Genomic DNA, 21,918 nt, shown 5'->3' with positions numbered 1-21,918 from the left:
ATCACAAAAAGCAGGAGCTTGCTATATCAACAAAAAGCGCTGGCTTGCCAGCGCTTTTTGTTGATATAGCAAGCAATTAGCTAGGAACAACCACTGTTGGTGTGTAGTTGTTGTTGTAGTCTTCAGCAAGACCAGTAGTATCAGCAAGAAGATTGACGATACCCCAGAATACAATGATAAGCACGAAGCCAAGAGTCGCATAAATCATAAGGCTCTTTCCCTGCTCCTTAGCATCATCATTTGCACCACCCGCAATGAAGTACTTGAACATTCCCCATACGAATACAAGGAAGCCGATACCAACAATGAATGGAATAATGGTTCCATTTACAAACTCTAGGATGTTCTGCATCAAATCCTGCAGCGCCCCACCATCACCATTAGTGGAATTAGCAAGCTGAGCGGACGCAAGTGCTGGCAGCAACAACGTGCTTGCACTTGCAGCTAGATATCCGATTTTTTTCATACGTATTTATATTTATAAATTAACAACGTTATAACGTCTACCTATATAGTATAGGACAAAAAAAGTCATCTTGTAAGAGTTATACACTGATATCACTATGAGCCAATAAGCGGGATTACCGGCATGTACTGGAGCGACTCTCCCTCAAGACCAGTACTTGAAACAAGCATGTTAATAACACCGAAAAAGATAATGATCGCCACAAATCCCACTGTCGCTGAGACCACATAACTTCGCCCTTTAGCTCGCTTTTCCTCGTCTGCACCGCCGACAATAAAGTAGAGGAAGACACCCCACACGAAGTATAAAAACCCAATACCGATAATAAAGGGGATAATCGTTGAGTTAATAAAATGTAAAATATTAATGAGCAACGACTGGAGCGATCCACCATTGCTAGAATTCGCAATTTGCGCATGCGCAACTGAATACGGCCAAACAAAGGCACTCATTGCTATCACAGACCACACGCGTACTGTACTCATACCTATCCAAAAATAGAATCTTTGATGAGCGCTACGATGCCCCACGCGCTAATCATGAGCACAAATGCAATCACTGCTGCAACAGCGTACTTATTCCCTGCCTCACGCGCTGATTCTTCGCCACCACGAATCACCCAAGAATCAATCATTTTCCAGATAAAAAACACAAAGACAACACCAAAGAGAGCTGGAATGGCTAGATTTATAATATTAATGATGAGTTCCACAAGTTCTGAATAGGTAGTTGGTTTCATATTTTTTAATTATCTGTATTAAAATGCGCCGACAACATTTTTGACAATCGCCAAAATCGCTACCGATCCCAAAATAATAACGCCGCCAATAATACCGTACAGTAACGATCGAGAAGCAATCTCGATCTTCTGCGGATTCCCTTGCGCAGTCACATACATAAAACCGGCGTAAATTAAAAAGAAAACGATAATCGGCGTAGCAATGATAATCACCACATTCATGATAGCAACAATCATTTCAGTGATCGACGTAAAGGTGAGAGGATTTTTAAAAGGCTCAGACATACTACTGTGTACGAACTACATTAAGCCGCAAACGCATCAACCACACCTTTAACAATACCGGCTATAGCCACCGCACCGAGCAAGATGACCCCTCCAATGACTGCGTATGTTAACGCTCTTGTAGCCTGCTCAACCTGCTGGGCGTTTCCTCTGGCTGTCACATACATAAAACCGGCGTATATAATAAACAGTACAATAATCGGCGTAGCAATCACAATGAACACATTAAGAATTGCCACCAACAAACCTTCAACAGTAACGATACTGGGATCAAGCGGTGATTTTAAATTAAATTTAATCTGGGCTGAAGAGACAAGCGGCGTAAGAGCAAGAATCGCGACCATCACCGAAGCGCTCTTCGATACAACCTGCTTCTTTAATAACTCTACATAGTTAGTCATAACACTTTATTTATACTCAGCTGACAAACGTCCCACCAAATCAGACACCCCACCATCTACCGATGATCTGTTTTCGTTGATGTCTTGCATTGCAGCTTCAAAATACGCCTCTGAAGCCTGCAAATCTGGATTAAGCCAGCCAAACGTTACTGGTGCCGTATAATATGTTACTCGGCCAATTGTGTCGTTACTACCTGCAGCAACCAAGCTCCGGTATACCGGCACCATCTTGATGCGCCTTGCAATTTCAGCTGACCTCTCCGAAGTGGCCAGGTTTGACATTACAGCCAAAGCACCGTTTAAATTATCTGATGATTTTAACGCGACCAATGCGTAGTACCGACCATACGTTCGTCTGAGCGTGGCAGATTCACCTTGTGGCATTTCTGCAATATCAAAACTAAGATTTGGATTAATGCGTTCAATTTGACTCGCTTCACTTCCGTAACCAAAATAAAACACTAAATCCTCACCGATGAACTGTTGACGATCCTCCACAAAAGAACGATTCCATGAATACAAAGAGTTGTTTGGACGGCTAAATCGAGTGTAGAAATCAGCGGCGGCATACAAAGGATCAACGTCTGCTGCGACAGAATTTCGCAGACGAATACGGTATTCTCCATCTACGTCAACCACACCCTGTGAACCTTGCTGTATCAACAATGCGGAAACGATTCCAAAAGCATTACGTACGTTTCCGTATTCGCCCATAGCCACCACGCTGCGGTTGATCACTCGGTCAAATCCTCGATCAATCAATGCTGGAAACATAACATTCACCAAGCTCTCCCATGTTTTTGGCGCAGTCAAAAAGCCTTCGTTAGAGAGAACATTTCGATTCCAGTACATCACCAACGGATCAACCGCAATAGGCATTCCGTAGAGACCATCACTCAGTGCAAAAATCTCCGCTCCGTCAATGTAATTGTTTTTAAAATCACGAAGTGGGTATGATTCATATGAAATTGGTTGAATGCGCGGGCGCATCTGTACGAGTTGCTCATGAGAAATAAGGAGCAAATCTGGACCCCGACCATCAGCCAAAGCATTGACCAATACTGAATTGAATTCTTCTGGAGAATACTGACGATATGTAATTTGTCCATAGGCAGGATTTTCGCCGGCAAGCTCTCCAAGGTAACTACCAATTTCACCACTCGGCAACACACCCCAAATAGTTACCTGACCATCAAAGACCACGGCAGGATCATTGGGATCTGCCGGCGGCTGATACACCTTAAGCATAATGAGTGCCGCCATCATCATGCCACCAAAGATAACCACCAATGCTAATTCAAAGGGTCTGAGTTTCATATCTTACGAAAAGCTAATCCATAGTGATGATCACCAGTCGGAAACTCACGCTCAAGCACAAATCCATTCGCCTCAAATAGCACTGTCGCCTCTGATGCAGTTATGACATTTTGTGGCTGTGGCCCCATGCCAGCGAATGACTCAGTCCAGTCAATAACAAAAAACTTACCCCCGCTACGTAGTGCGCGACCCATTTCTTTTACAGCAGCTTGCTTATCTTCAATCAAAAAGAGGGTGTTGACCAAAATTGCCGCATCCAATTCACCAGTGCCGATTTTAATGCCGTTTGTTTCTTCAAGGTCACACCAAAGCGGATACACATTACCAAGCCCTTGAAGTCGCGCCAGTTCACCAAGTTTTTCTACCAATTGCTTCTGAATTTCACAAGCATAAACCCGACCAGTATCGGCCACGGCTTTTGAAAGCGCTTTTAAGAAAAAACCGCTACCAGCGCCAAAATCTGCTACTAAATCACCCTCATTAAGGTGAAAATGTGATGCGACCACATCCGGCATGACAAACCGACCGCCAATTGGTGTATTCATGCGATTATTATACACCAGAGATAGGTGGAATTTTTGGTTTATGTGAAAAGACAGCGGCGGGACCGAAGGTCCCGCCGCATTTCTCCCTCAATACATCTTCAGCCATCGGACGAACTAATTTTCGGGCCTCGCGGAGCCCGGTTTTTGTCAAGAGGCGAAGCCTCTTTATTAAAACCGGAAAGCGAGCGGAGAACTTGATTCGTGCCTGAAAATTAGTCCGCCCGATGGCACAAGTGCGTGTTAAACAAACACCACGCTAGCGATAGAATCTCCTGCTCGCATCTTCATTACGCGCACGCCCTGCGTATCACGTCCGAGGGCCGGCACATCCTTCAGTGGCAACTTAATCACTTGCCCCTTCTTACTCATGATCACAAGCTCGCCTTCCGCCTGCTCTTCATCGGTAATAATAAGTCCGCGCACGATCTTACCAGTCTTATCAGTCACCTTAGCCGCCTTAATACCTGAGCCGCCGCGATTTTGGACCTTAAATTCCTTTGCTGGCGTTGCCTTACCATACCCATGCTCGGTTACTACCAAAACCTGCTTATCTTTCTCACCGCCCTGAATCACATCAGCTGAGACAATCACATCACCCTTAGAAAGCTTCATGGCGCCCACACCAGAGGCGGTGCGGCCCATCTGACGTACATCACTTTCCTTGAAGCGGATAGACTGGCCCTTCTCCGTAATGAGCGACACTTCGTCTTTCGCACCCACAAACATCGCAGCAATGAGTGAATCGTCGTCTTTAAGCGTAATCGCAATAAGACCACTGCGGCGAACGTCCTTAAAGGCAGCCGCGTCGCTCTTCTTAGCGACACCGTTCTTGGTGACCATCATGAGTGACCAGTCACCTTCCCAATCTTCCTTGCGCACTGCCAAGACTGACGTTACGCGCTCTTCAGCCGCCATTGAGAGGAAGTTCATAATTGACTTACCCTTGGTCGCCTTGCGGCCCTCAGGAATTTCAAACATCTTGCACTGATAGACCTTACCGAAGTCAGTGAAGAAGAGGAGATCGCTGTGGGCTGACGTGGTAATAAGCGTAGTTACCACGTCTTCTTCCTTAGTATTGAGATCAACTACGCCGACACCGCCGCGCTTCTGCACCTTGTATTCAGATGGATTGGTACGCTTGACGTAGCCCCCTTGGGTAAGTACGAGCACTGACTCTTCGTCTGGAATCAGATCTTCTTGCGAAAGCTGCTTCACGCCTCCCTTTACAATCTTCGTACGACGATCATCACCGTACTTCTCAGCCACTTCGAGGAGTTCAGACTTTACGATACTCATCATCTTAGCTTTGCTCTTCAAAATCGCTTCAAGCTCCTTAATCAGCTTCTGCACCGCCTTGAGTTCGTCTTCAATCTTCTTGCGTTCAAGTCCAGCAAGCTTCTGAAGTCGCATATCAAGAATCGCCTGTGCCTGAATCGCAGAGAATTTGAACTCCTTCATAAGTGCGGCGTGCGCAGTTGGCACGTCCTTGGCGGCACGAATCAATTTGATAATCTTATCAATGTGATCAAGCGCCTTCTTAAGACCTAGCAAGATATGCTCGCGGTCTTTGGCTTTATTTAAATCGTACTGCGTACGGCGACGAATCACCTCAGCGCGGTGCTTTACATACTCCTGGAGAATTGCCTTTAGCGAGAGTGTTTGCGGCACGCCATCAACGAGCGCCACCATGTTGTAGTGGAAGGTGTCTTCTAGCTGCGTGTGCTTGTAGAGCTTATTGAGCACGGTCTGTGGCTGGGCGCCGGTCTTGAGCTCAATCACCACACGGATATCGTCGGTTGATTCGTCACGCATTTCGCGAATACCTTCAATTTTCTTTTCGCGCACGAGATTAGCAATCTTCTCCTGCATATCGGCCTTGTTGACGCGATACGGAATCGAAGTGATTACGATAGAGAAGGCGCCCCGCTTGTCTTCGACAATCTCAGCCTCACCACGCACTACCACACCGCCACGGCCGTTGGTGTAGGCTTGCGAAATCGCCTTTTTATCGAACGCAATCGCGCCGGTTGGAAAATCTGGCCCCTGCACATGCTTCAAAAGATCCTCGGTTGTCGCGTCTGGATCATCAATAAGATGCGCGGTTGCATTGGCGACTTCGCGGAGATTGTGTGGCGGGATATTGGTCGCCATACCCACTGCAATACCAAGCGAACCAAGCAACAAAAGGTTTGGTGCCGCCGCTGGCAATACTTCGGGCTCCTTTTTGGTACCGTCGTAGTTTGGACGCCAGTTGACTGTGTCTTTTTCCAGATCTCGAAGCATTTCTTCAGAAATGCGTGACATTTTAGCCTCAGTGTAACGATAGGCCGCAGCGCTGTCGCCGTCGATCGAACCGAAGTTACCCTGACCAATCACGAGCGGATAGCGTGTCGAAAATGGCTGTGCGAGCTTTACCATCGCCTCATATACCGAGGCGTCACCGTGCGGGTGAAAACTACCAAGCACGTCTCCTACTACCGTCGCCGACTTGCGAAATTTGGCTGATGCGGTCAAGCCATTGAGACGCATCGAATACAGAATGCGGCGGTGCACCGGCTTTAGTCCGTCACGCACATCAGGAAGTGCGCGCTGCGTAATTACCGACATCGCGTAGTCGAGGTACGCATTCTCCATTTCACTGGTGATGCTTTGAGCGACAATTCCTTGCTTTGGCACTTCAGGAACTTCGGGTGCAGTGGTCTTTTTCGGCATAGAAAATTAGTTCAGAATATGAATAAAATGATAGCGATTATAGCACACTAGCGCGTACTCGAGGCGGTTGACGAGGTGCTGGTTGTATTGGTAGTAACGATTCTAATGGCGCGTAGCGACGTTGTTGCTGAGTCGGTAGAAGTAGCTACGTTTAACTGAGCATTTTTTGTCGAAGACGTAGTGGTACTAGAGAATTCTACTTGAGCGGCATTTGGCATTACTATTTGATAATCCTCACCAACCACTTCTCTTTCAAGCTGAATTACTGCTGCTTCATCAGTATCAACTGCGTCGGCCACTTCAGCAACCTGATCTTTAATACCTTTAAACAAAGCAGTAAATCCAGGCTTTTCTTCATTACCAGAAGCAAGTCTTTCCATTCGATCAGCGATCTTCATTGGTAAACTATACATCCACCCAAACACCACCACAGCCGTGAAAGATACTGCGACACCAAGCGCGATGTTGTCCCGAACACCCTTAGGTTGTTGTCGTAAATGTCGCAGAAATCGCTTGATCATGACTATGCCTTTAATACCACCACATCACCAGACATTGCCTGAACGTCCTTCTTTTTGACAGTGAGTTTATCTACTGGCTTTAATCCGTCCTTGCTTTCTTCCTTAAGAAAAGCTTTAAGCGCTGTGTCATTGTAGTGCATTGGAATCACCAGCTTCGCTTCGAGCTTCACACCAAGCTTAGACGCCTGTGGCGCCTCAAGCACATCACCGCCGCCAATTGGGACAAAAAGAATATCAATATCACCAAATTCACTCAGAATCTTTGGGTCAATCTCTGGCTCGCTGAGCGCACCAAGAAATACCATATTGATATCCTCGAGCTTTACTTGAAAAATCGTATTGTACGCTTCTTCCTTATCATACATAGTTTTGACGCCAAAACCATGCGCTACTACTTGGCCGATTTCGTATTCACCCGGACCATCAACCACAAACGGCTGCTTAGCACCATGGGCTACTTGATCTACACCATTAAAATCCTCGTGCCAGAGCGACACAAAGGCAGCGTCTGAACCGAACTTAACTGGACTAAGTTTGGATTTTTTGGAAATTGGGTTAAAAGCCAAGGTCGTGTCACCAAACGAAACTTTAAAACACTGACCACCGTGATATGTAATGACCATAATGCGGTAAGTATACCGTAAAGGTGCCGCGGGCGGAAATTTTGGGGCTCCGCCTGCCAAAATTTCTGCCCGACCAGCAACCTGCGCAAACCAGACCCACTGCGTGCGACAGTCAGAGAAGCAGCGACTATGCGTGGTAGTCCCTCTGGCGCGGCTAATTCTGAGCGTCCGCGGGGAGAAAGTGCCAGAGTGTCTCTGAAAACATCGGAGCGTGTGAGGAATTAGCCGCGCCAGGATAAGACACAAAACCCTTGACAAATAATTTATGTATGCTATCCTTTTATAAGTTTTCGCTCGCTGAGTATTACTCGCGCGAACACGAAACCCCCTACGGGGCGCGTGGTAGAACTACATATTGTGCTTGAGACTACGTCTCGGCTGTCGACCCATGTTTTCTAGAGAGACTTCTCTAGTCCTGCATGAGTTTGACTAATCAGACTGCAGTTTGCGCCACAATGTGTACTTCCCCGCCCCGTAGGGTATGAGATCTTTCAGAACAAAATAGTTTAGGTTTTCAACCGCTCGCACTCGCCACGATGGCCAGCGCGAGCATACAACTCCCGCAAGGGAAAAGGAGAAGCACCATGAAGCATCTGACCGATCCGCCGCAAGGCGCACAAGAGAACGTTTTTTTCGACCTGCTGACCACCGCCACCGCTACCAAGGTCGCCGGCGCTTCCTAGCCCCGGTGTCCGGCCTGGTATATGGCGCACGGATGAAGTGTGCGCCATGTGCTACCTCTGACGGCCTCGCTCGCCGCTGCCGCGCCTTCTCATAGGCCCGGCAATTCGGCAATCGGCCGTCAATCCTGCTCCCGCCGCGAACTCTAGATGAGTCTCGCCGCGGGAGCGCCTCCCCGTGAACCCGCCAACAGGAGTGAGTCTCCATGAGCAAGTTCTATTCCGGATAAGCGCCATCGTCGGCGCAGTGACAGAAAATGACGCCCTGCTGTTTGATGCAGGGACCAAACTGGAGGACGGCTCCATGACATGGCCCTAGCTGCCTGATGAGAGAAACCTGGACCAGCCCTGCACACCACGTGTGCAGGGCTTTTTCTATGCAAAACATCACTATTTTTATATATTAGTATTGACAATATGTAAATTTTGTGTATAATAATAAAAATCAATTTGTTCCATAGCTCATACCACAGGAGACGAAGATGTACACCACCTTCTACAGCACTGACCCCGCCCTTCAGCAACACATGCCGGAAGTTCTCCGCCTGAATCCGAAAAATCGGGCTCGGGTGACGCTCAAAAAGAAGCGTCACCCGGCCAAGCCTGTCGAGGCCATCACGACTGAAGTGGTGGCCGGCAAGGAAGTTCGTGAACCGAGCTTCAGCGGCTCAAGCTGTGCTCGAAAGAAGGAAGTTCGCATGATCGAAAACGGGCTTGAGGCTCGCCTTTGGTCTATCGAACGCAACACGCTCCACCACTGGACAAAGCGTGCGCACGAATCCAACAGTCGCAATCAGCGATGCAATCGCCGCAACTTGCGGCGGTCCGAACCGACCCGATTTGAGCTCGTCTAAAAACTTCATCTGTTCTTCTGCTTTGAGCGCGATACGCAAGTATCGCGCTCTTTTTTGTCCGAACCGAGCCGCCTCCAGTTTTGAGCGTCCGCGGAGAATGTGCGCCCAAGCTACTCGGCAAACATCGGAGCGTGTGAAAAACTGGAGGCGGCTCGGCTTTCTGACTCACGCACCCTCGACAATTCCCTACGTTCTGCTATATTTTGCACACCTTTTAGGTAATTAATAGCTTCTAGCGACACACGTTTAACCCCGCGCTCATGGACATGGCCACGAGCAACAGTTGCGCGGACGCGTGTCGTCGGAAATAACAAAGAAATACAATGTTTGGATTTGGAAAATCCAGCGACAGCGCTGCTGTCGCTTCAGGTGTGATGGACAAGGTTTTGGCCGAAACACCAGCTGCTCCAAAGGATGGAGAAATCGTATCAGGTGTCGTATCAGCGATTGGACGCGCTCGCGTGTACATCGACGTTACCCCATTTGGTACTGGTCTTATTTATGGTCGTGAATACATGAACGCCCGCGATATTCTTCGCAAGGTGAATGTAGGCGACAGCATCGACGCTAAGGTAGTAACTACCGACAACGAAGATGGCTACATTGAGCTCTCACTCAAGGAAGCTCGTCAGGCACTCATCTGGGCTGATGCCGAAGCAGCTGTTAAGAACGCTACTGTTCTTAGCCTCGAGGTGAAGGAAGCCAACAAAGGCGGTCTTATCATCGACTGGCAGGGCATCCAGGGATTCCTCCCTGCATCACAGCTTTCAGCTGAAAATTACCCACGCGTTACTGATGGCGACAAGGACAAGATCCTTACTGCGCTCAACGAACTCGTTGGTAAGCACCTTTCAGTAGTAATGATCACGGCTGATCCTAAAGAACACAAGCTTATCTTCTCTGAGAAGGGGCTTGAAGAAAAGCAGGAAAAGGAAGAGAAGGTAAACAAGTACGAAGTTGGTAACGTCGTAGAAGGTGAAGTTACTGGCGCTGTAGACTTTGGTGTATTCGTTAAGCTCGAACCAGGTCTTGAAGGTCTCGTACACATCTCTGAACTCGACTGGGGTCTCGTAGAAGACACCAAGGCGCTCTACAAGGTGGGTGATAAGGTAAGCGTAAAGGTGATTGAAGTGAAGGATGACAAGATCTCACTCTCAATCAAGCAGCTTAAAGAAAACCCATGGGTAACAGCTGGTAAGAAGTACCAGAAGGACCAGGTAGTAGACGCAGTTGTGATTAAGTACAACAAGCACGGTGCACTTGCATCAATCGAAGAAGGTGTAGCAGGTCTCGTTCACGTTTCAGAATTTGAAACTGAAGAGAAGCTCAAGGCTGCTCTTTCACTCGGTAATGTCTACAAGTTCAAGATTACGCTCTTCGAGCCATCTGAACAGAAGATGACCCTTTCATTCAAGGAAGGCAACGCGTAAGCGTTGGTGAACTAAAACAAACCGGCCGGGACCCAAAGGGTCCCGGCCGGTTTGTTTTACTACATTGACTAATCACCCAAATACACTTAAGTTACCACCGGAAACTTTGGAGAATAATCATGGAATATGATCCCTTCGATGACTGGTGCGTTATTGGCATATTCTTTACCATCAGCGCTCTTTACACAGCCTCAGCCATACTGCTCAACGCAACTGGAGTTCCAAACGAAACCTTTATCGTACTAACCATTTACGGCGTCTGGGTAATGTTTTTAAAAACCACCGAAGAATCATTCGGCGATCTCTGGCTGCACTACCGATACGAGAATGAGAACGACTAAGGAAGATAATCTACCTACATTCATTCTTTTTTTAGATTGTGGCACAGAGCATCAAATTGCGTGACCTACGGTCACGCAATTTTTTAATTACACTGATTCATCGCCTTCGTCACACCGTCAGCCACAATGGTCTCAATCGCCCGCTGCACTTGTGGAAACACTTCTACCAACTGCTTTTGTTCGCTACTTGTAAACGCTTTAAGCACAAAGCGCTCCAGTGGGCCGCCTCCAGTGGGCCGCTTCGTCTTCCCAGTCCAAAAACTCTTTGGCGCAATCCCGATGCGCACCCGCACAAAATCCTTCGAGCCAAGCTTTTCAATAATCGACGACACCCCGTTATTGCCACCGGCCCCCTTCCCTTGCGTAACTTTTATTTCACCAAGCGGCAAATCAACGTCATCATGTATCACAATCAGCTGTCCTGTCGCACCTTTCGGTACCAACTTCTGCACAGCGCTGCCAGAATTATTCATAAAGGTGGTTGGATAGAGAATCGTTACTTCGCCACCTTGCACCACCCCTTCGGTAAGACGTCCTGACAGTCCACCCGACTCCACCAAAGACGGCAAACGCCAAGCACCAATACAAAAATCTATCGCTTGCCAACCGACATTATGGCGAGTGTCTTGATACTTATCGCCTGGATTACCGAGTGGGACTATATAGTGCATGTGTTTATTTTAGCAGCAACGGTGGCACCTGCGAAATAGCAACCCATTGACGACACTCAGACAGATGCGTACGCTATCAACCAGACCAGTCCACTCTAAGGAGAATACCGTGAGCAGGCTTACAAACATGATTTTGTATGAGTTCACAGTCAAGCGTATATCTCGCAACTGTCTCTTTCTCTTCGGTTCGCTGCTTATTTTCTGCGCTGAAGCGATGATCATCAACCGTTCGTATGCCGAACTATCCACGCCACCCCCAGTATCGCCAGCAATGATCGCTGCTGCTGGCGCAACACCTTTACAAATACCAATACCAATTTGGTTTGAACTGGGAAAAGCGGATAACTCACCGACAGAACGTCAGTTTTTCATTGAAGTCACTCAACTACTTTTGATTCTCAGTGGTCTTGGGGGTGGGATAATTGGTACTTTATTCCGACCAAAGCCACAAATACTTCTGCTGGCCGCTGCGATTGGATCTTGCGCACTCAGTTCATTATTCATGGTCAGCTTCCCTAGTAGCGATCAAACTCTACTCATCGCTGGCTGCAGCTGTTTCTGCTGCACAACCATCAGTGCAGCGTTGCCGTATAGCCTATTGCATCGCTACTTATTGCGATACTAAAATCATTCACACACCCGATTGGGTGCGTTTTCTTTTGGAAATATGCGTGCCGCACTTTGTGCGACACGCATATTTCCAAAAATTTGTTTTCACTTAAAAATTTTCGTATACTAGTGCCAACGTAGTAACTTTTTATGTCAGATTTTTCACACCAAGAACCTCCAATTGACACTTCTCACAATGAGAATGTTGAAGCTGAACATAAAGAGCACCCACTCACCGAAATCGTTCGCTTTTCCATCATAGCGATTTTAATTGTCATCCCAATTCGCATGTTTATCGCACAGCCGTTTATCGTGTCTGGCGCGTCCATGGAGAACACCTTCCACAGTGGTGAATACATTATTGTTGATCAAATAAGCTACTACCTGCATCAGCCCGCACGCGGAGACGTGGTTATTTTTCGCTATCCGCGCGACCCTTCAAAATTCTTTATCAAGCGCATTATAGGAGTGCCTGGAGACAAGATTGACATAGCAAACGCTGTGGTAACCATCACCAACGCCGAACACCCAGAAGGCTTCATTATTGATGAGCCATATATCAAATCAATGGCTCCAACTGACGCGCTAACCGAAACCCTCGGTGACCGTGAATATTTTGTAATGGGAGACAACCGTGACAACAGCTCAGACTCCAGAGCTTGGGGTGTTCTGCAAGAAGAACGCATTGTTGGCCGCGCATTCCTTCGGCTCTTTCCACCTAGCGAATTCAATTATTTACCTGGCTCTGTCACTATTACCGAAGAGTTGACCGACCCTAAGACGTATATCAATTAACAATTCACCTAAATCATTGCATATGTCACAACTTTCACCAACGGAGTTTCTCAAAGTCGCAAATCACACTGCCGAGCATTTTGGCTTCCAGACTATCGACCAGCTACGCAAAGCTCCTGAGTGCAAACAGTGTGAAAAGGTGATGATTCACTCAGTCAATGATTCAAACCGAAATTTTGATGCTCATCATGGACTACTGAGCTCTGGCGTAGCAACCTACTGTGATGAAAAGCTGCATGCACTTGAAAAGCCTGTACTTCTCTACTCATTTGAGCAGGTTCCCGAAACCGGTGAAACAGCCGTGACATTTCACATCTTCAACGTAGACCGCAGTATCGCAGAGGCAATTCTTATTCATGCTACTCGCGCCCTAGTAAGCGACCTCGGATACGTAGATCACACTGTCCGCATTAACTCACTCGGAGACAATGACTCACTTACTCGCTACAGTCGCGAGCTCGCGAACTTCCTTAAAAAACGCATGGACGCCATGCCGCCAGCGGCTCGTGATCTCATGCGTGAGCACCCGCTCGCAGCACTGTCACAGCTCGTTTCCGAAGACCACGAACTCGCCTTTCGTAGCCCTAACCCGCTAGAATACTTAAGCGATCCAAGTCGGAAGCATTTCCGCGAAATAATCGAATATCTTGATATGAGCGAAACACCATACGAGATTGATCCAAAAATGCTCGGTCACCACGAGTGTTACTCCGACGCAATTTTTTCAATTGATATAACCAACGAGGAGGGCACAGAGGTACCACTCACCGCTCGCGGTGGCCGGTTTGATGAATTCGTCTATCGCACCACCAAGACCCGCACGCCGGCTGTGGGCGCCGTCGTGATACTAAAAAACAGCAAAGCACCAAGCCGTGCTCCACGCTTAAAGCCAGCCACACCAGCTGTCTTCGTTGTACAGCTTGGTTTTGGACCAAAAATCCGCAGTCTTCTGCTCATTGATTCACTCCGTAGAGCAGGTGTTCCTGTTTTCCATAATCTCGCCAGCGACTCACTCTCTACCCAACTCCGTGAAGCTGAAGCCCGTGGCGTAAAGTACACACTTATTATTGGCCAAAAGGAATTCGTTGAGAACACCGTTATTTTCCGCGATATGGACCTGCGCAATCAAGAGTACATCGACCACGAGACGCTCATTAAGCGCCTCAAGCGAAAGGCTGCCATTACTGCCTAAAACGCTTGCATCTATCATCACCAAATGGTATGCTCTTGCCACTATGGCAACCAATGTTGAAGTAGAAAAGAATAATAACGAGAGCAGCGCCAATGTCATCCGTCGCTTCACAAAGCGCGTACAAGGGGCTGGGATCATTCCGAAGGTACGCGGTGGCCGATATTTCACTCGTACTAAAAGCAAGAACGTACAACGCACTGCTAAGCTTAAGAAGCTTGAAAAGCGCGAAGTGTACGAGAAGCTCGTAAAGCTCGGAAAGGTACAAGAATTTCGTGGACGTCGTCGATAAGACTATTATTCCAAAACAGCCGTGTAAAAACACGGCTGTTTTTGTATCTGAAGCCATGTATAATGACCACACTTATGGAAACGTTTTCAGTTCAGAGCACCGTCAAAACCTACCCTGCCAAACTACCGTATGAGGAGATAAAAAATAAAATTCTTGGCAAAAAATACGAGCTGTCGCTTATGTTTGTTGGAAAGGCCCGTGCTGCTGCACTTAATATTTCCTACCGAAAGAAAACCTATACCCCCAACGTTCTTTCGTTCCCCCTCGATGAGCAAACTGGCGAAATCTTCATCTGCCCTAAAGTAGCCGATAAAGAAGCTCATAAATTTGATCTCTCGAAGGAGGGATACGTTGCTTTTCTATTTATCCACGGCTGCCTCCATTTGAAAGGCCATGACCATGGCGATACAATGGATACACTCGAGCGTAAGTTCCTTAAAGCGTTCAATATTTCATAGCCATGACTGATCACATCATCACCGGTATCGACGTAGGCACCTACCACGTAAAAGTGGCGGTTGCTCGCCTGCCCAAAAAAGGTTCCGGGGTGATGAAGCCCGAAATCATCGGCACCGGACTCGCCGAGAGTCGAGGTCTCAAAAATGGTTACATCCTTCAGGAAAATGAAGTGGCGCGTAGTATCAAAAGTGCGCTCGCACAGGCAGAGAAAAACGCTGGTATTACTATCAAGCGTGCCCACGTAGCCATCGGCAGCATTGGGCTAGAGGAAATCTATTCACATGGTGAAATTATCCCCTCTCGAGCTGACTCTGAGATTGTCACCTCAGACCTCGACAAAGTCATGGCTGATAGCGAGGAGCGCATCATGGATCACATCCCCAATCGTCGCATTCTCCACAGCATTCCACTGCGTTACCTTATTGACAACACTGAAGTGCTTGGTCGCCCGCAAGGTCTCAAGGGAACCAAACTTGAAGTCGACAGCCTTTTCATCACTACTTTTGAGCAGCACGTGAATGATCTCATTGCGACAATCGAAAGTCTTGGTGTGTACGTTGAAGATGTTATTGCTTCTCCGCTAGCAGCCAGCTTTGTCATGCTCTCCAAAGCACAAAAGCGGGCTGGTTGCATCTTGGCAAATATCGGCTCTGAAACAACTTCGATTGTTGTTTTTGAAGATTCCACGCCAATCTCACTCAAAATATTTCCTACTGGATCAAGCGACATCACCAACGACATTGCCCTTGGCCTCAGAATCCCACTCGAAGATGCTGAGAAAATTAAACGCGGCGCTATGACGAGTGCAACTTTTTCAAAAAAGAAGCTGGACGAAATTGTACAGGACCGACTCAAAAATATTTTTAGCCTCATTGATAATCACTTAAAAAAAATTAAGCGTGATGGACTTCTACCCGCTGGTATTATTCTTACTGGCGGAGGAGCAAGCGTGAGCAACACCACTGAGATTGCCAAACAGTCACTTGAACTCCCAGCCCGTATCGCTACTCTCGATATTGGCAAAAGCACCAAACTCCGTGACGCTTCCTGGGCAGTTGCCTACGGCCTCTGCATGTGGGGAGCAAGTGATACTGAGGAAAGCTCAACCATTGGCATAGTGAAACACACCAAGCGAAATATCCTTTCCTGGCTTAGCCAATTCCTCCCATAACACTGTTATTGTCAATTACATGAAAGTCAATTATGTCAATATCGTGACAGATAATTTTGTGACGTGTATGATATATCTGTTATTAAATATCGTACTCAGGGGTGGGTGCGTGAACAAGACACATTAATTCTGTATGGAACAAATTAGATCAGACGTAGAGTCATTCGCACGCATTCGCGTAGTTGGTGTCGGCGGCTCAGGCGGCAACGCCGTGAATCACATGGTGGCATCGAAAGTGAAAGGTGTTGAATTTATTGCAATAAACAGCGACGCTCAGGACCTGCATCATTCGCTTGCTAAGAAAAAAATTCACATCGGCAAGAATTTGACTCGTGGCCTCGGCGCTGGCGGAAATCCAGACATGGGGCGGCGTGCAGCGGAAGAAACCCGTGAGGAAATCAATAACTCAATCAAGGGTTCAGACATGATCTTCATTACTGGGGGTATGGGTGGCGGCACCGGTACCGGAGCAGCACCCGTAGTCGCCAAGATTGCTCGCGACAGCGGAGCACTCACTGTTGGCGTAGTCACCAAACCATTTCTGTTTGAAGGACAAGAGCGTATGCGTCTTGCCCTTCAAGGTATTGAAGAGCTAAAGCAAGAAGTAGACGCACTTATCATTATTCCAAACGATCGTTTGCTAGCGATTGTTGATAAGGAGACTACAGTGAGAAATGCGTTTGAGCAGTGCGACAACATTCTAAAGCAAGCGGTAGAAGGCATCTCAGACCTCATCACCATGCCAGGTATCATCAACGTTGACTTTGCTGACATTCGTTCTGTTATGGAAAATGCCGGATCAGCACTGATGGGCGTCGGTGTATCATCTGGAGAAAAGCGAGCTGAAGAAGCTGCTCGCGCGGCTATCAACTCTCCTCTCCTTGAAGTGTCAATCACTGGAGCAAAGGGTGTTCTCTTTGCTATCGCTGGCGGAGATGACCTAGGAATGCTCGAAATTCAAGATGCTGCTCGTGTAATTACTGAATCAATCGATCCACAAGCTCGCGTTATTTTTGGTGCTATCAAGGATGAAAAACTAAAAAAGAATGAGCTCAAGGTTACGGTGATCGCAACCGGATTCCCTGAAGAATCAGACGGTAGCGGTAGTTATAGTATTGCGCGACGTGCTCCAAGCGCTCCTGAGCCACGAGCACGAGAAGAAGAAAAGGAAGAGGAAGACAGCGAACCTGTTCGTGGCCGCATCTTTAATTCCCTTCCAAAGCGGGAGGCGCCGAAAGTAGACGTTGCTCCTACACCCGCAACCAAAGCAGAGCCTACTCCTGCTCCAAAACGAGATCCAAAGCCAATTGATGCAGCAGACGATGACGATGACGATGACTGGGGTGCAGTACCAGCTTTCCTTCGCCGTTCAAAACTTAAATAAGCGAGTTTATTCACGAAACCACCCTACTCTCGAAAAAGCGCCTACGGCGCTTTTTCGTTTTGCCATCACTTCGTGGTATCCTACGTGAGCAATTTGTAAATTGATTAATCTGAATATGTACGACTTACTCATCATTGGTGGAGGACCAGCTGGAACCGCAGCCGGTGTCTATGCTTCTCGTAAGCAACTTAAGACGCTTTTTGTTACTAAAGAATGGGGTGGCCAAAGCACCGTCTCAACTGATATCCAAAACTGGATTGGTACGCCCTCTATAAGCGGTAACGACCTCGCTAAAAATCTAAAGACTCACCTTGAAACCTACGCGGGCGAACACGTGAGCATTATTGGTGATCAAACAGTAAGTGGGCTCACCAAAACAGACGGTGGTTATGAAGCAACCCTCAGCGACGGCAGCACACATCACACGAAAGCAGTTTTGATTTGTGCCGGTTCACAACGGCGCAAACTTGGAGTGCCTGGTGCCGACACCTTTGAGCATAAAGGACTCACCTACTGTGCCAGCTGTGACGGCCCAGTATTTGCCGGACAAGATGTGGTAGTCATTGGTGGTGGCAACGCTGGCTTTGAAACAGCCGCACAACTCCTTGCCTACACCAAAAGTGTCACGCTCCTGCAGTACAGCGACGCGTTCAAGGCTGATCCGGTTACGGTAGAAAAAGTACTGGCACATGAGAACATGACAGGAATTCTTAACGCAGAAACAGTATCAGTAGACGGTGATACGTTTGTGAACGGCATCACTTACAAAAACACCAAGACCGGCGAAGAAAAAACTATTCCAGTCACGGGTATTTTTGTTGAAATCGGCATGGTACCAAACACAGCCTTCGCTTCTGGACTTGTTGAACTCGACAACTACAAACGCATCGTGATTGATCCGTGGACACAGAAAACATCAGCTCCAAATATCTGGGCGGCTGGCGACTGCACTAATGTGCATTATCACCAAAACAACATCGCGGCTGGCGATGCTGTACGTGCTCTCGAAGACATCTACGTGACACTGAAAGCTAAATAGAAATGAACAAACGAGCGTAAGCGACTATTGTGAATTTCCCCCAGCAATTTTTTCCTTTCCTAGAAAAAATTGTCGGCGCACAACCACACATAAAACACCGGCGGCCCTTCGGGCCGCCGGTGTTTTATATCAATACGTAAAAGCGCCCCCTCCAGGGCGCTTTTACTTTGTACAACGTAGAGCTTCGGCTTGCGGGCTTTGCTCGTAGCCTCGAGCATAAGTATTAAGATACTTCACCACCCCGCAAACCTACATATAGGTTCTCACACCAGGGAAATTAGTCAATACTACACAAAAAACCTTATTTCAAGGTACTTCTGTGTATAAACTGTGCACAAGTGTGTATATAAGTCGTGCAAAACTGGGTGTAAAAACCAGTGCAAAACAGCGTTTTCTATCTCTTGACAACTTTTGCAGTCGGTATAGCATAAAACTAGTCGTATAGCGAACCGTCACCAGACTGCACGCAGTAGCTTCCCCAGAATTTCACGATTCTTCATACGCAAGACAACGTTGAGCGAATTATCAGCGTTAATCGCGCACAGCGCCCAATGCCTATGATTCGTTTCTATTCTCTTTTCGTCACTGACGATAACCTCCTCGCGAGCCCCTACGTTCGCCGCTTCAACTTCTTCCACGATTTAACTCTACATCGCGGAACGAGCGAAACTGTAAACTTCCTCCTGCAGTATCCGCTCACCGAAAATCAAATTAAACATCTCAACATTATCTACGATCCCCACACACTAAACATCGAACACATCGATGTAAAGTCATACAGCCATCAAAGTCTCTTGACGATTACCTTAACCCCAAAAGAGCTTGGCTCAATCAGAATTGGCTTCGCCATGCCACAAGACGAGTTCCTACATCGCACTGCCGTGCGACACATCAAATCTCCAATGATGGCCGTCCCATTCAGTGAGTTGGTCGAAAAGGAACGCGCCAGGCCAAACCAAACCGTAAAGCTCAATGCGTAGATTCTTGTTTAAGAAACGGCCGGCCCCTTCGGGGCCGGCCGTTTCTTTCGTACAACCACCACCCAAGGACTAGCATTTTTTCAATAGTTTGGTATTATGTGCGGCACATAGATTTTGGTCCCATCGTCTAACGGCTAGGACACCAGGTTTTCATTCTGGTAATCGGAGTTCGATTCTCCGTGGGATCACAGTATAAAAAGTCCGAGTTTATCTCGGACTTTTTTGTACCGACTTGTTTGTTTAATCGTACATAACATAACAGCTGTGACAAACATCCCTTGACGCAACCGATACAATCTGACAACATGGGCGTGTTGTTTTCGGCTCACCGAGCCATCTCCTACCAAAACAAAAGTCCTGACAGTTTTGTGTGTCATCTTTTAACACTTTCGACAAGACACTCGGACACTTTTCTTACAGAAACAAATTGGATACCAACTTATTAACTTATTAACTTTACTATTACATGAAACGTCTACTTCATTCTTGGAATTTTCTTACTAATCGGCAACTCTGGATGTTTGCCGGCTCTGGTCTCATAGTGAGCGTTGCCTACATTGACCCAGGCAATTGGGGGACCAATATCGGCGCTGGCTCCACATTTAACTACGACCTGCTTTGGGTAATCTGGATGGCTAGCGGCATGGCCATGCTCTTTCAATACCTCTCTGGTAAACTTGGCATCGCTGGACACTCGCTTCCCGACCTAGTACGAAACAAGCTACAGAAAAAATGGCAAATCATCAGCTACTGGATACTGGCAGAACTAGCTATCTTGGCAACAGACCTAGCTGAATTCCTCGGCATTGTAGTTGCACTACAGTTACTTTTTGATATTCCAATGATTTACGGCACATTCATCGCGATTGCGGATGTGCTAATCTTCTTTTTCTTTTTCGGAGAAAATCTGCGACGATTCGAGCGAGCATTTGTATTCTTTGTTGGGCTGATTGGCTTCTCTTTCCTGTATGAAGTAATCGTAGCCGCGCCAGACATGACTGAGATCATAAAGCACTCGGTACAACCAATTCTGAATAAGGAGACTATTATTCTAATAGTGGGGATTATTGGTGCTACAGTTATGCCACATGCTTTGTTTGTACATTCATGGCTCATCAAAAAGAAGATGGAGCGCTTCCTGCACTTAAGCATCAGACAAGCTTCACGGTATCACCTTTTTGACAACATACTGTTCCTGTTCTTGGCTGGCATTATCAACGCGGCCATGCTTATTATGGCAGCCGCAGCTTTCTTTGGCCTTGACACCCCAGTAGCTACGCTAGAAGGAGCTTACGCAACCCTTACTCCACTATTTGGCCCAATGGCATCCACCGTTTTCGGAGCAGCACTTCTTTCTGCGGGCATTGCCTCATCGATTACTGGAACATTGGCAGGTCAGGCAATCATGGATAGTCTCACAGACTTTAAGCTTAGCCTCTTCGTACGACGAGTCATCACCCGAGTCATCAATGTTATTCCACTCACCGTGGCGATTCTACTTGGCTGGGATCCATTAAACCTTCTGGTATATAGTCAGGTTGTACTCAGCTTGCTCATTCCACTACCTCTGATACCAATCATCTACTTTTCATCAAAGCGAGACGTCTTGGGTGAAATTACTAACAAAAAAGTCACGACCAACATTGCCTGGCTGTGCGGACTGGCCATTATTTGTCTAAATATCTACCTACTATACGCTTTCTTTATCCTAGGAGAATCACTCTAGTAAAGTACGTGCGAATAAGATGAAGTGCAGCCAACTCAATCACAAATGACCTCTCGCTGTGAAGTTGGTTTTTGATATATACTAACTAGCGCATGAGTAAACTGCACACACGATGAAATATCTTGCACTACTACGAGGCATAAATGTCGGCGGGAACAATATAATAAAAATGACGGATCTTAAACTATGTTTTGAACAGTCAGGCTACGATAATGTTCTAACGTATATTCAAAGCGGAAATGTGCTATTCACAACTCCTCGCACGAACATCGTAGAACTTGAGAATACTATAGAAGCAATGCTCAAGCGCCGTTTTGGATACTCCGGTGTCGTCGTAATTATGAGCACATCTGAATTGGCAACCATTGTCAGAGAAGCACCATCTGGTTTTGGAGATAACGTAGATATGTTTCGATACGATGTGTACTTTCTGAAGCGACCGCTTGCTCCACAAGCAGCCGCCGCCAACTTCCCGCTCCACCCTGAAGTAGACACGCTATATGTCGGCACCAAAGCGCTCTACACCTCCAGACTTATAGCCAGAAGTGGTAGCAGTAAATTATCAAAAATAATAGCACTGCCTCAATACAAACACATAACCATTCGCAACTGGAATACCACCACTACACTAGCCACACTTGCCAACGCCACGCTAAAGTAAAATTCACCCAGCCAAAAAGCTGGGTGAA

General features: G+C 47.1%; 25 protein-coding genes and 1 tRNA gene. 15 read left to right on the top strand and 11 right to left on the bottom strand.

The features are described from left to right. Positions 1–76: 76 nt before the first annotated feature. The 10 genes from H6780_03425 to H6780_03380 all read right to left on the bottom strand — a co-directional run bounded on the left by H6780_03425 (position 77) and on the right by H6780_03380 (position 7,609). Entirely contained in the window at positions 77–466 is a 390-nt protein-coding gene (locus tag H6780_03425) for a hypothetical protein (protein ID USN88518.1), read from the bottom strand. A 95-nt stretch (positions 467–561) separates the two neighbouring features. After that, positions 562–951: a hypothetical protein gene (locus H6780_03420; GenBank protein ID USN88517.1), complete on the bottom strand. Its 390-nt coding sequence runs from the start codon at positions 949–951 to the stop codon at positions 562–564. Between the two features lie 2 nt (positions 952–953). Further along, positions 954–1,205 (bottom strand): hypothetical protein, encoded by a 252-nt coding sequence (locus H6780_03415; protein USN88516.1) that lies wholly within the window; start codon positions 1,203–1,205, stop codon positions 954–956. An 18-nt stretch (positions 1,206–1,223) separates the two neighbouring features. Next, on the bottom strand, positions 1,224–1,490 hold the full coding sequence (locus H6780_03410) for a hypothetical protein (protein ID USN88515.1): 267 nt from the start codon (positions 1,488–1,490) through the stop codon (positions 1,224–1,226). Positions 1,491–1,510: 20 nt separating this feature from the next. Continuing rightward, a complete protein-coding gene (locus H6780_03405; GenBank protein ID USN88514.1) occupies positions 1,511–1,891 on the bottom strand; it encodes a hypothetical protein in 381 nt (126 codons plus the stop codon). 6 nt (positions 1,892–1,897) lie between these two features. Then, a complete protein-coding gene (locus H6780_03400) occupies positions 1,898–3,208 on the bottom strand; it encodes a hypothetical protein (GenBank protein ID USN88513.1) in 1,311 nt (436 codons plus the stop codon). Beyond that, positions 3,205–3,753: a methyltransferase domain-containing protein gene (locus tag H6780_03395; protein ID USN88512.1), complete on the bottom strand. Its 549-nt coding sequence runs from the start codon at positions 3,751–3,753 to the stop codon at positions 3,205–3,207. The genes H6780_03400 and H6780_03395 overlap by 4 nt, the downstream gene beginning before the upstream one ends. A 240-nt stretch (positions 3,754–3,993) precedes the next feature. Further along, on the bottom strand, positions 3,994–6,465 hold the full coding sequence (gyrA, locus tag H6780_03390) for a DNA gyrase subunit A (protein USN88511.1): 2,472 nt from the start codon (positions 6,463–6,465) through the stop codon (positions 3,994–3,996). A 47-nt stretch (positions 6,466–6,512) separates the two neighbouring features. After that, the gene (locus H6780_03385; GenBank protein USN88510.1) at positions 6,513–6,986 is read right to left on the bottom strand and encodes a hypothetical protein; all 474 of its coding nucleotides are present in this window, start codon (positions 6,984–6,986) and stop codon (positions 6,513–6,515) included. A 2-nt stretch (positions 6,987–6,988) separates the two neighbouring features. After that, positions 6,989–7,609 carry an MBL fold metallo-hydrolase gene (locus H6780_03380; protein USN88509.1) on the bottom strand — a complete coding sequence of 207 codons (621 nt, stop codon included), beginning with the start codon at positions 7,607–7,609 and terminating at the stop codon, positions 6,989–6,991. A 1,162-nt stretch (positions 7,610–8,771) separates the two neighbouring features. On the opposite strand from H6780_03380, the gene H6780_03375 reads away from it, so the two are divergent. The 3 genes from H6780_03375 to H6780_03365 all read left to right on the top strand — a co-directional run bounded on the left by H6780_03375 (position 8,772) and on the right by H6780_03365 (position 10,914). Next, complete coding sequence (locus tag H6780_03375; GenBank protein ID USN88508.1) at positions 8,772–9,143, top strand: hypothetical protein; 372 nt, start codon at positions 8,772–8,774, stop codon at positions 9,141–9,143. Positions 9,144–9,466: 323 nt separating this feature from the next. Beyond that, on the top strand, positions 9,467–10,573 hold the full coding sequence (locus H6780_03370; GenBank protein ID USN88507.1) for a S1 RNA-binding domain-containing protein: 1,107 nt from the start codon (positions 9,467–9,469) through the stop codon (positions 10,571–10,573). Positions 10,574–10,692: 119 nt separating this feature from the next. Beyond that, the gene (locus tag H6780_03365; GenBank protein USN88506.1) at positions 10,693–10,914 is read left to right on the top strand and encodes a hypothetical protein; all 222 of its coding nucleotides are present in this window, start codon (positions 10,693–10,695) and stop codon (positions 10,912–10,914) included. An 83-nt stretch (positions 10,915–10,997) separates the two neighbouring features. Here H6780_03365 and H6780_03360 read toward each other — a convergent pair whose 3' ends face one another. Then, positions 10,998–11,585, bottom strand: a complete 588-nt coding sequence (locus tag H6780_03360; protein ID USN88505.1) for an aminoacyl-tRNA hydrolase — start codon at positions 11,583–11,585, stop codon at positions 10,998–11,000. Positions 11,586–11,694: 109 nt separating this feature from the next. On the opposite strand from H6780_03360, the gene H6780_03355 reads away from it, so the two are divergent. The 12 genes from H6780_03355 to H6780_03300 all read left to right on the top strand — a co-directional run bounded on the left by H6780_03355 (position 11,695) and on the right by H6780_03300 (position 21,890). After that, positions 11,695–12,210, top strand: coding sequence for a hypothetical protein (locus tag H6780_03355; protein USN88504.1), 516 nt, complete (start codon positions 11,695–11,697; stop codon positions 12,208–12,210). A 134-nt stretch (positions 12,211–12,344) separates the two neighbouring features. After that, complete coding sequence (lepB, locus tag H6780_03350; GenBank protein USN88503.1) at positions 12,345–12,989, top strand: signal peptidase I; 645 nt, start codon at positions 12,345–12,347, stop codon at positions 12,987–12,989. Between the two features lie 22 nt (positions 12,990–13,011). After that, entirely contained in the window at positions 13,012–14,181 is a 1,170-nt protein-coding gene (locus tag H6780_03345; GenBank protein USN88502.1) for a hypothetical protein, read from the top strand. Between the two features lie 43 nt (positions 14,182–14,224). Further along, on the top strand, positions 14,225–14,470 hold the full coding sequence (locus H6780_03340; protein ID USN88501.1) for a 30S ribosomal protein S21: 246 nt from the start codon (positions 14,225–14,227) through the stop codon (positions 14,468–14,470). Positions 14,471–14,544: 74 nt separating this feature from the next. Next, positions 14,545–14,928: an rRNA maturation RNase YbeY gene (ybeY, locus tag H6780_03335; protein ID USN88500.1), complete on the top strand. Its 384-nt coding sequence runs from the start codon at positions 14,545–14,547 to the stop codon at positions 14,926–14,928. A 2-nt stretch (positions 14,929–14,930) separates the two neighbouring features. Then, complete coding sequence (locus tag H6780_03330; protein ID USN88499.1) at positions 14,931–16,100, top strand: cell division protein FtsA; 1,170 nt, start codon at positions 14,931–14,933, stop codon at positions 16,098–16,100. 133 nt (positions 16,101–16,233) lie between these two features. Continuing rightward, entirely contained in the window at positions 16,234–17,484 is a 1,251-nt protein-coding gene (gene ftsZ / locus H6780_03325; protein USN88498.1) for a cell division protein FtsZ, read from the top strand. A 115-nt stretch (positions 17,485–17,599) separates the two neighbouring features. Then, positions 17,600–18,523, top strand: coding sequence for an FAD-dependent oxidoreductase (locus H6780_03320; protein USN88497.1), 924 nt, complete (start codon positions 17,600–17,602; stop codon positions 18,521–18,523). A gap of 557 nt (positions 18,524–19,080) precedes the next feature. Continuing rightward, entirely contained in the window at positions 19,081–19,503 is a 423-nt protein-coding gene (locus tag H6780_03315) for a hypothetical protein (protein ID USN88496.1), read from the top strand. Positions 19,504–19,619: 116 nt separating this feature from the next. Continuing rightward, positions 19,620–19,691, top strand: a tRNA-Glu gene (locus H6780_03310). 278 nt (positions 19,692–19,969) lie between these two features. Continuing rightward, positions 19,970–21,229 (top strand): Nramp family divalent metal transporter, encoded by a 1,260-nt coding sequence (locus H6780_03305; protein ID USN88495.1) that lies wholly within the window; start codon positions 19,970–19,972, stop codon positions 21,227–21,229. A 112-nt stretch (positions 21,230–21,341) separates the two neighbouring features. Further along, complete coding sequence (locus tag H6780_03300; GenBank protein USN88494.1) at positions 21,342–21,890, top strand: DUF1697 domain-containing protein; 549 nt, start codon at positions 21,342–21,344, stop codon at positions 21,888–21,890. The last annotated feature ends 28 nt before the right edge of the window (positions 21,891–21,918 follow it).

The organism is Candidatus Nomurabacteria bacterium (assembly GCA_023898565.1).
GTDB lineage: Bacteria > Patescibacteriota > Minisyncoccia > Phycocordibacterales > UBA918 > OLB19.
Note: the sequence above shows the minus strand (reverse complement) of the source record. Positions and strands in the feature narration are given on the sequence as shown.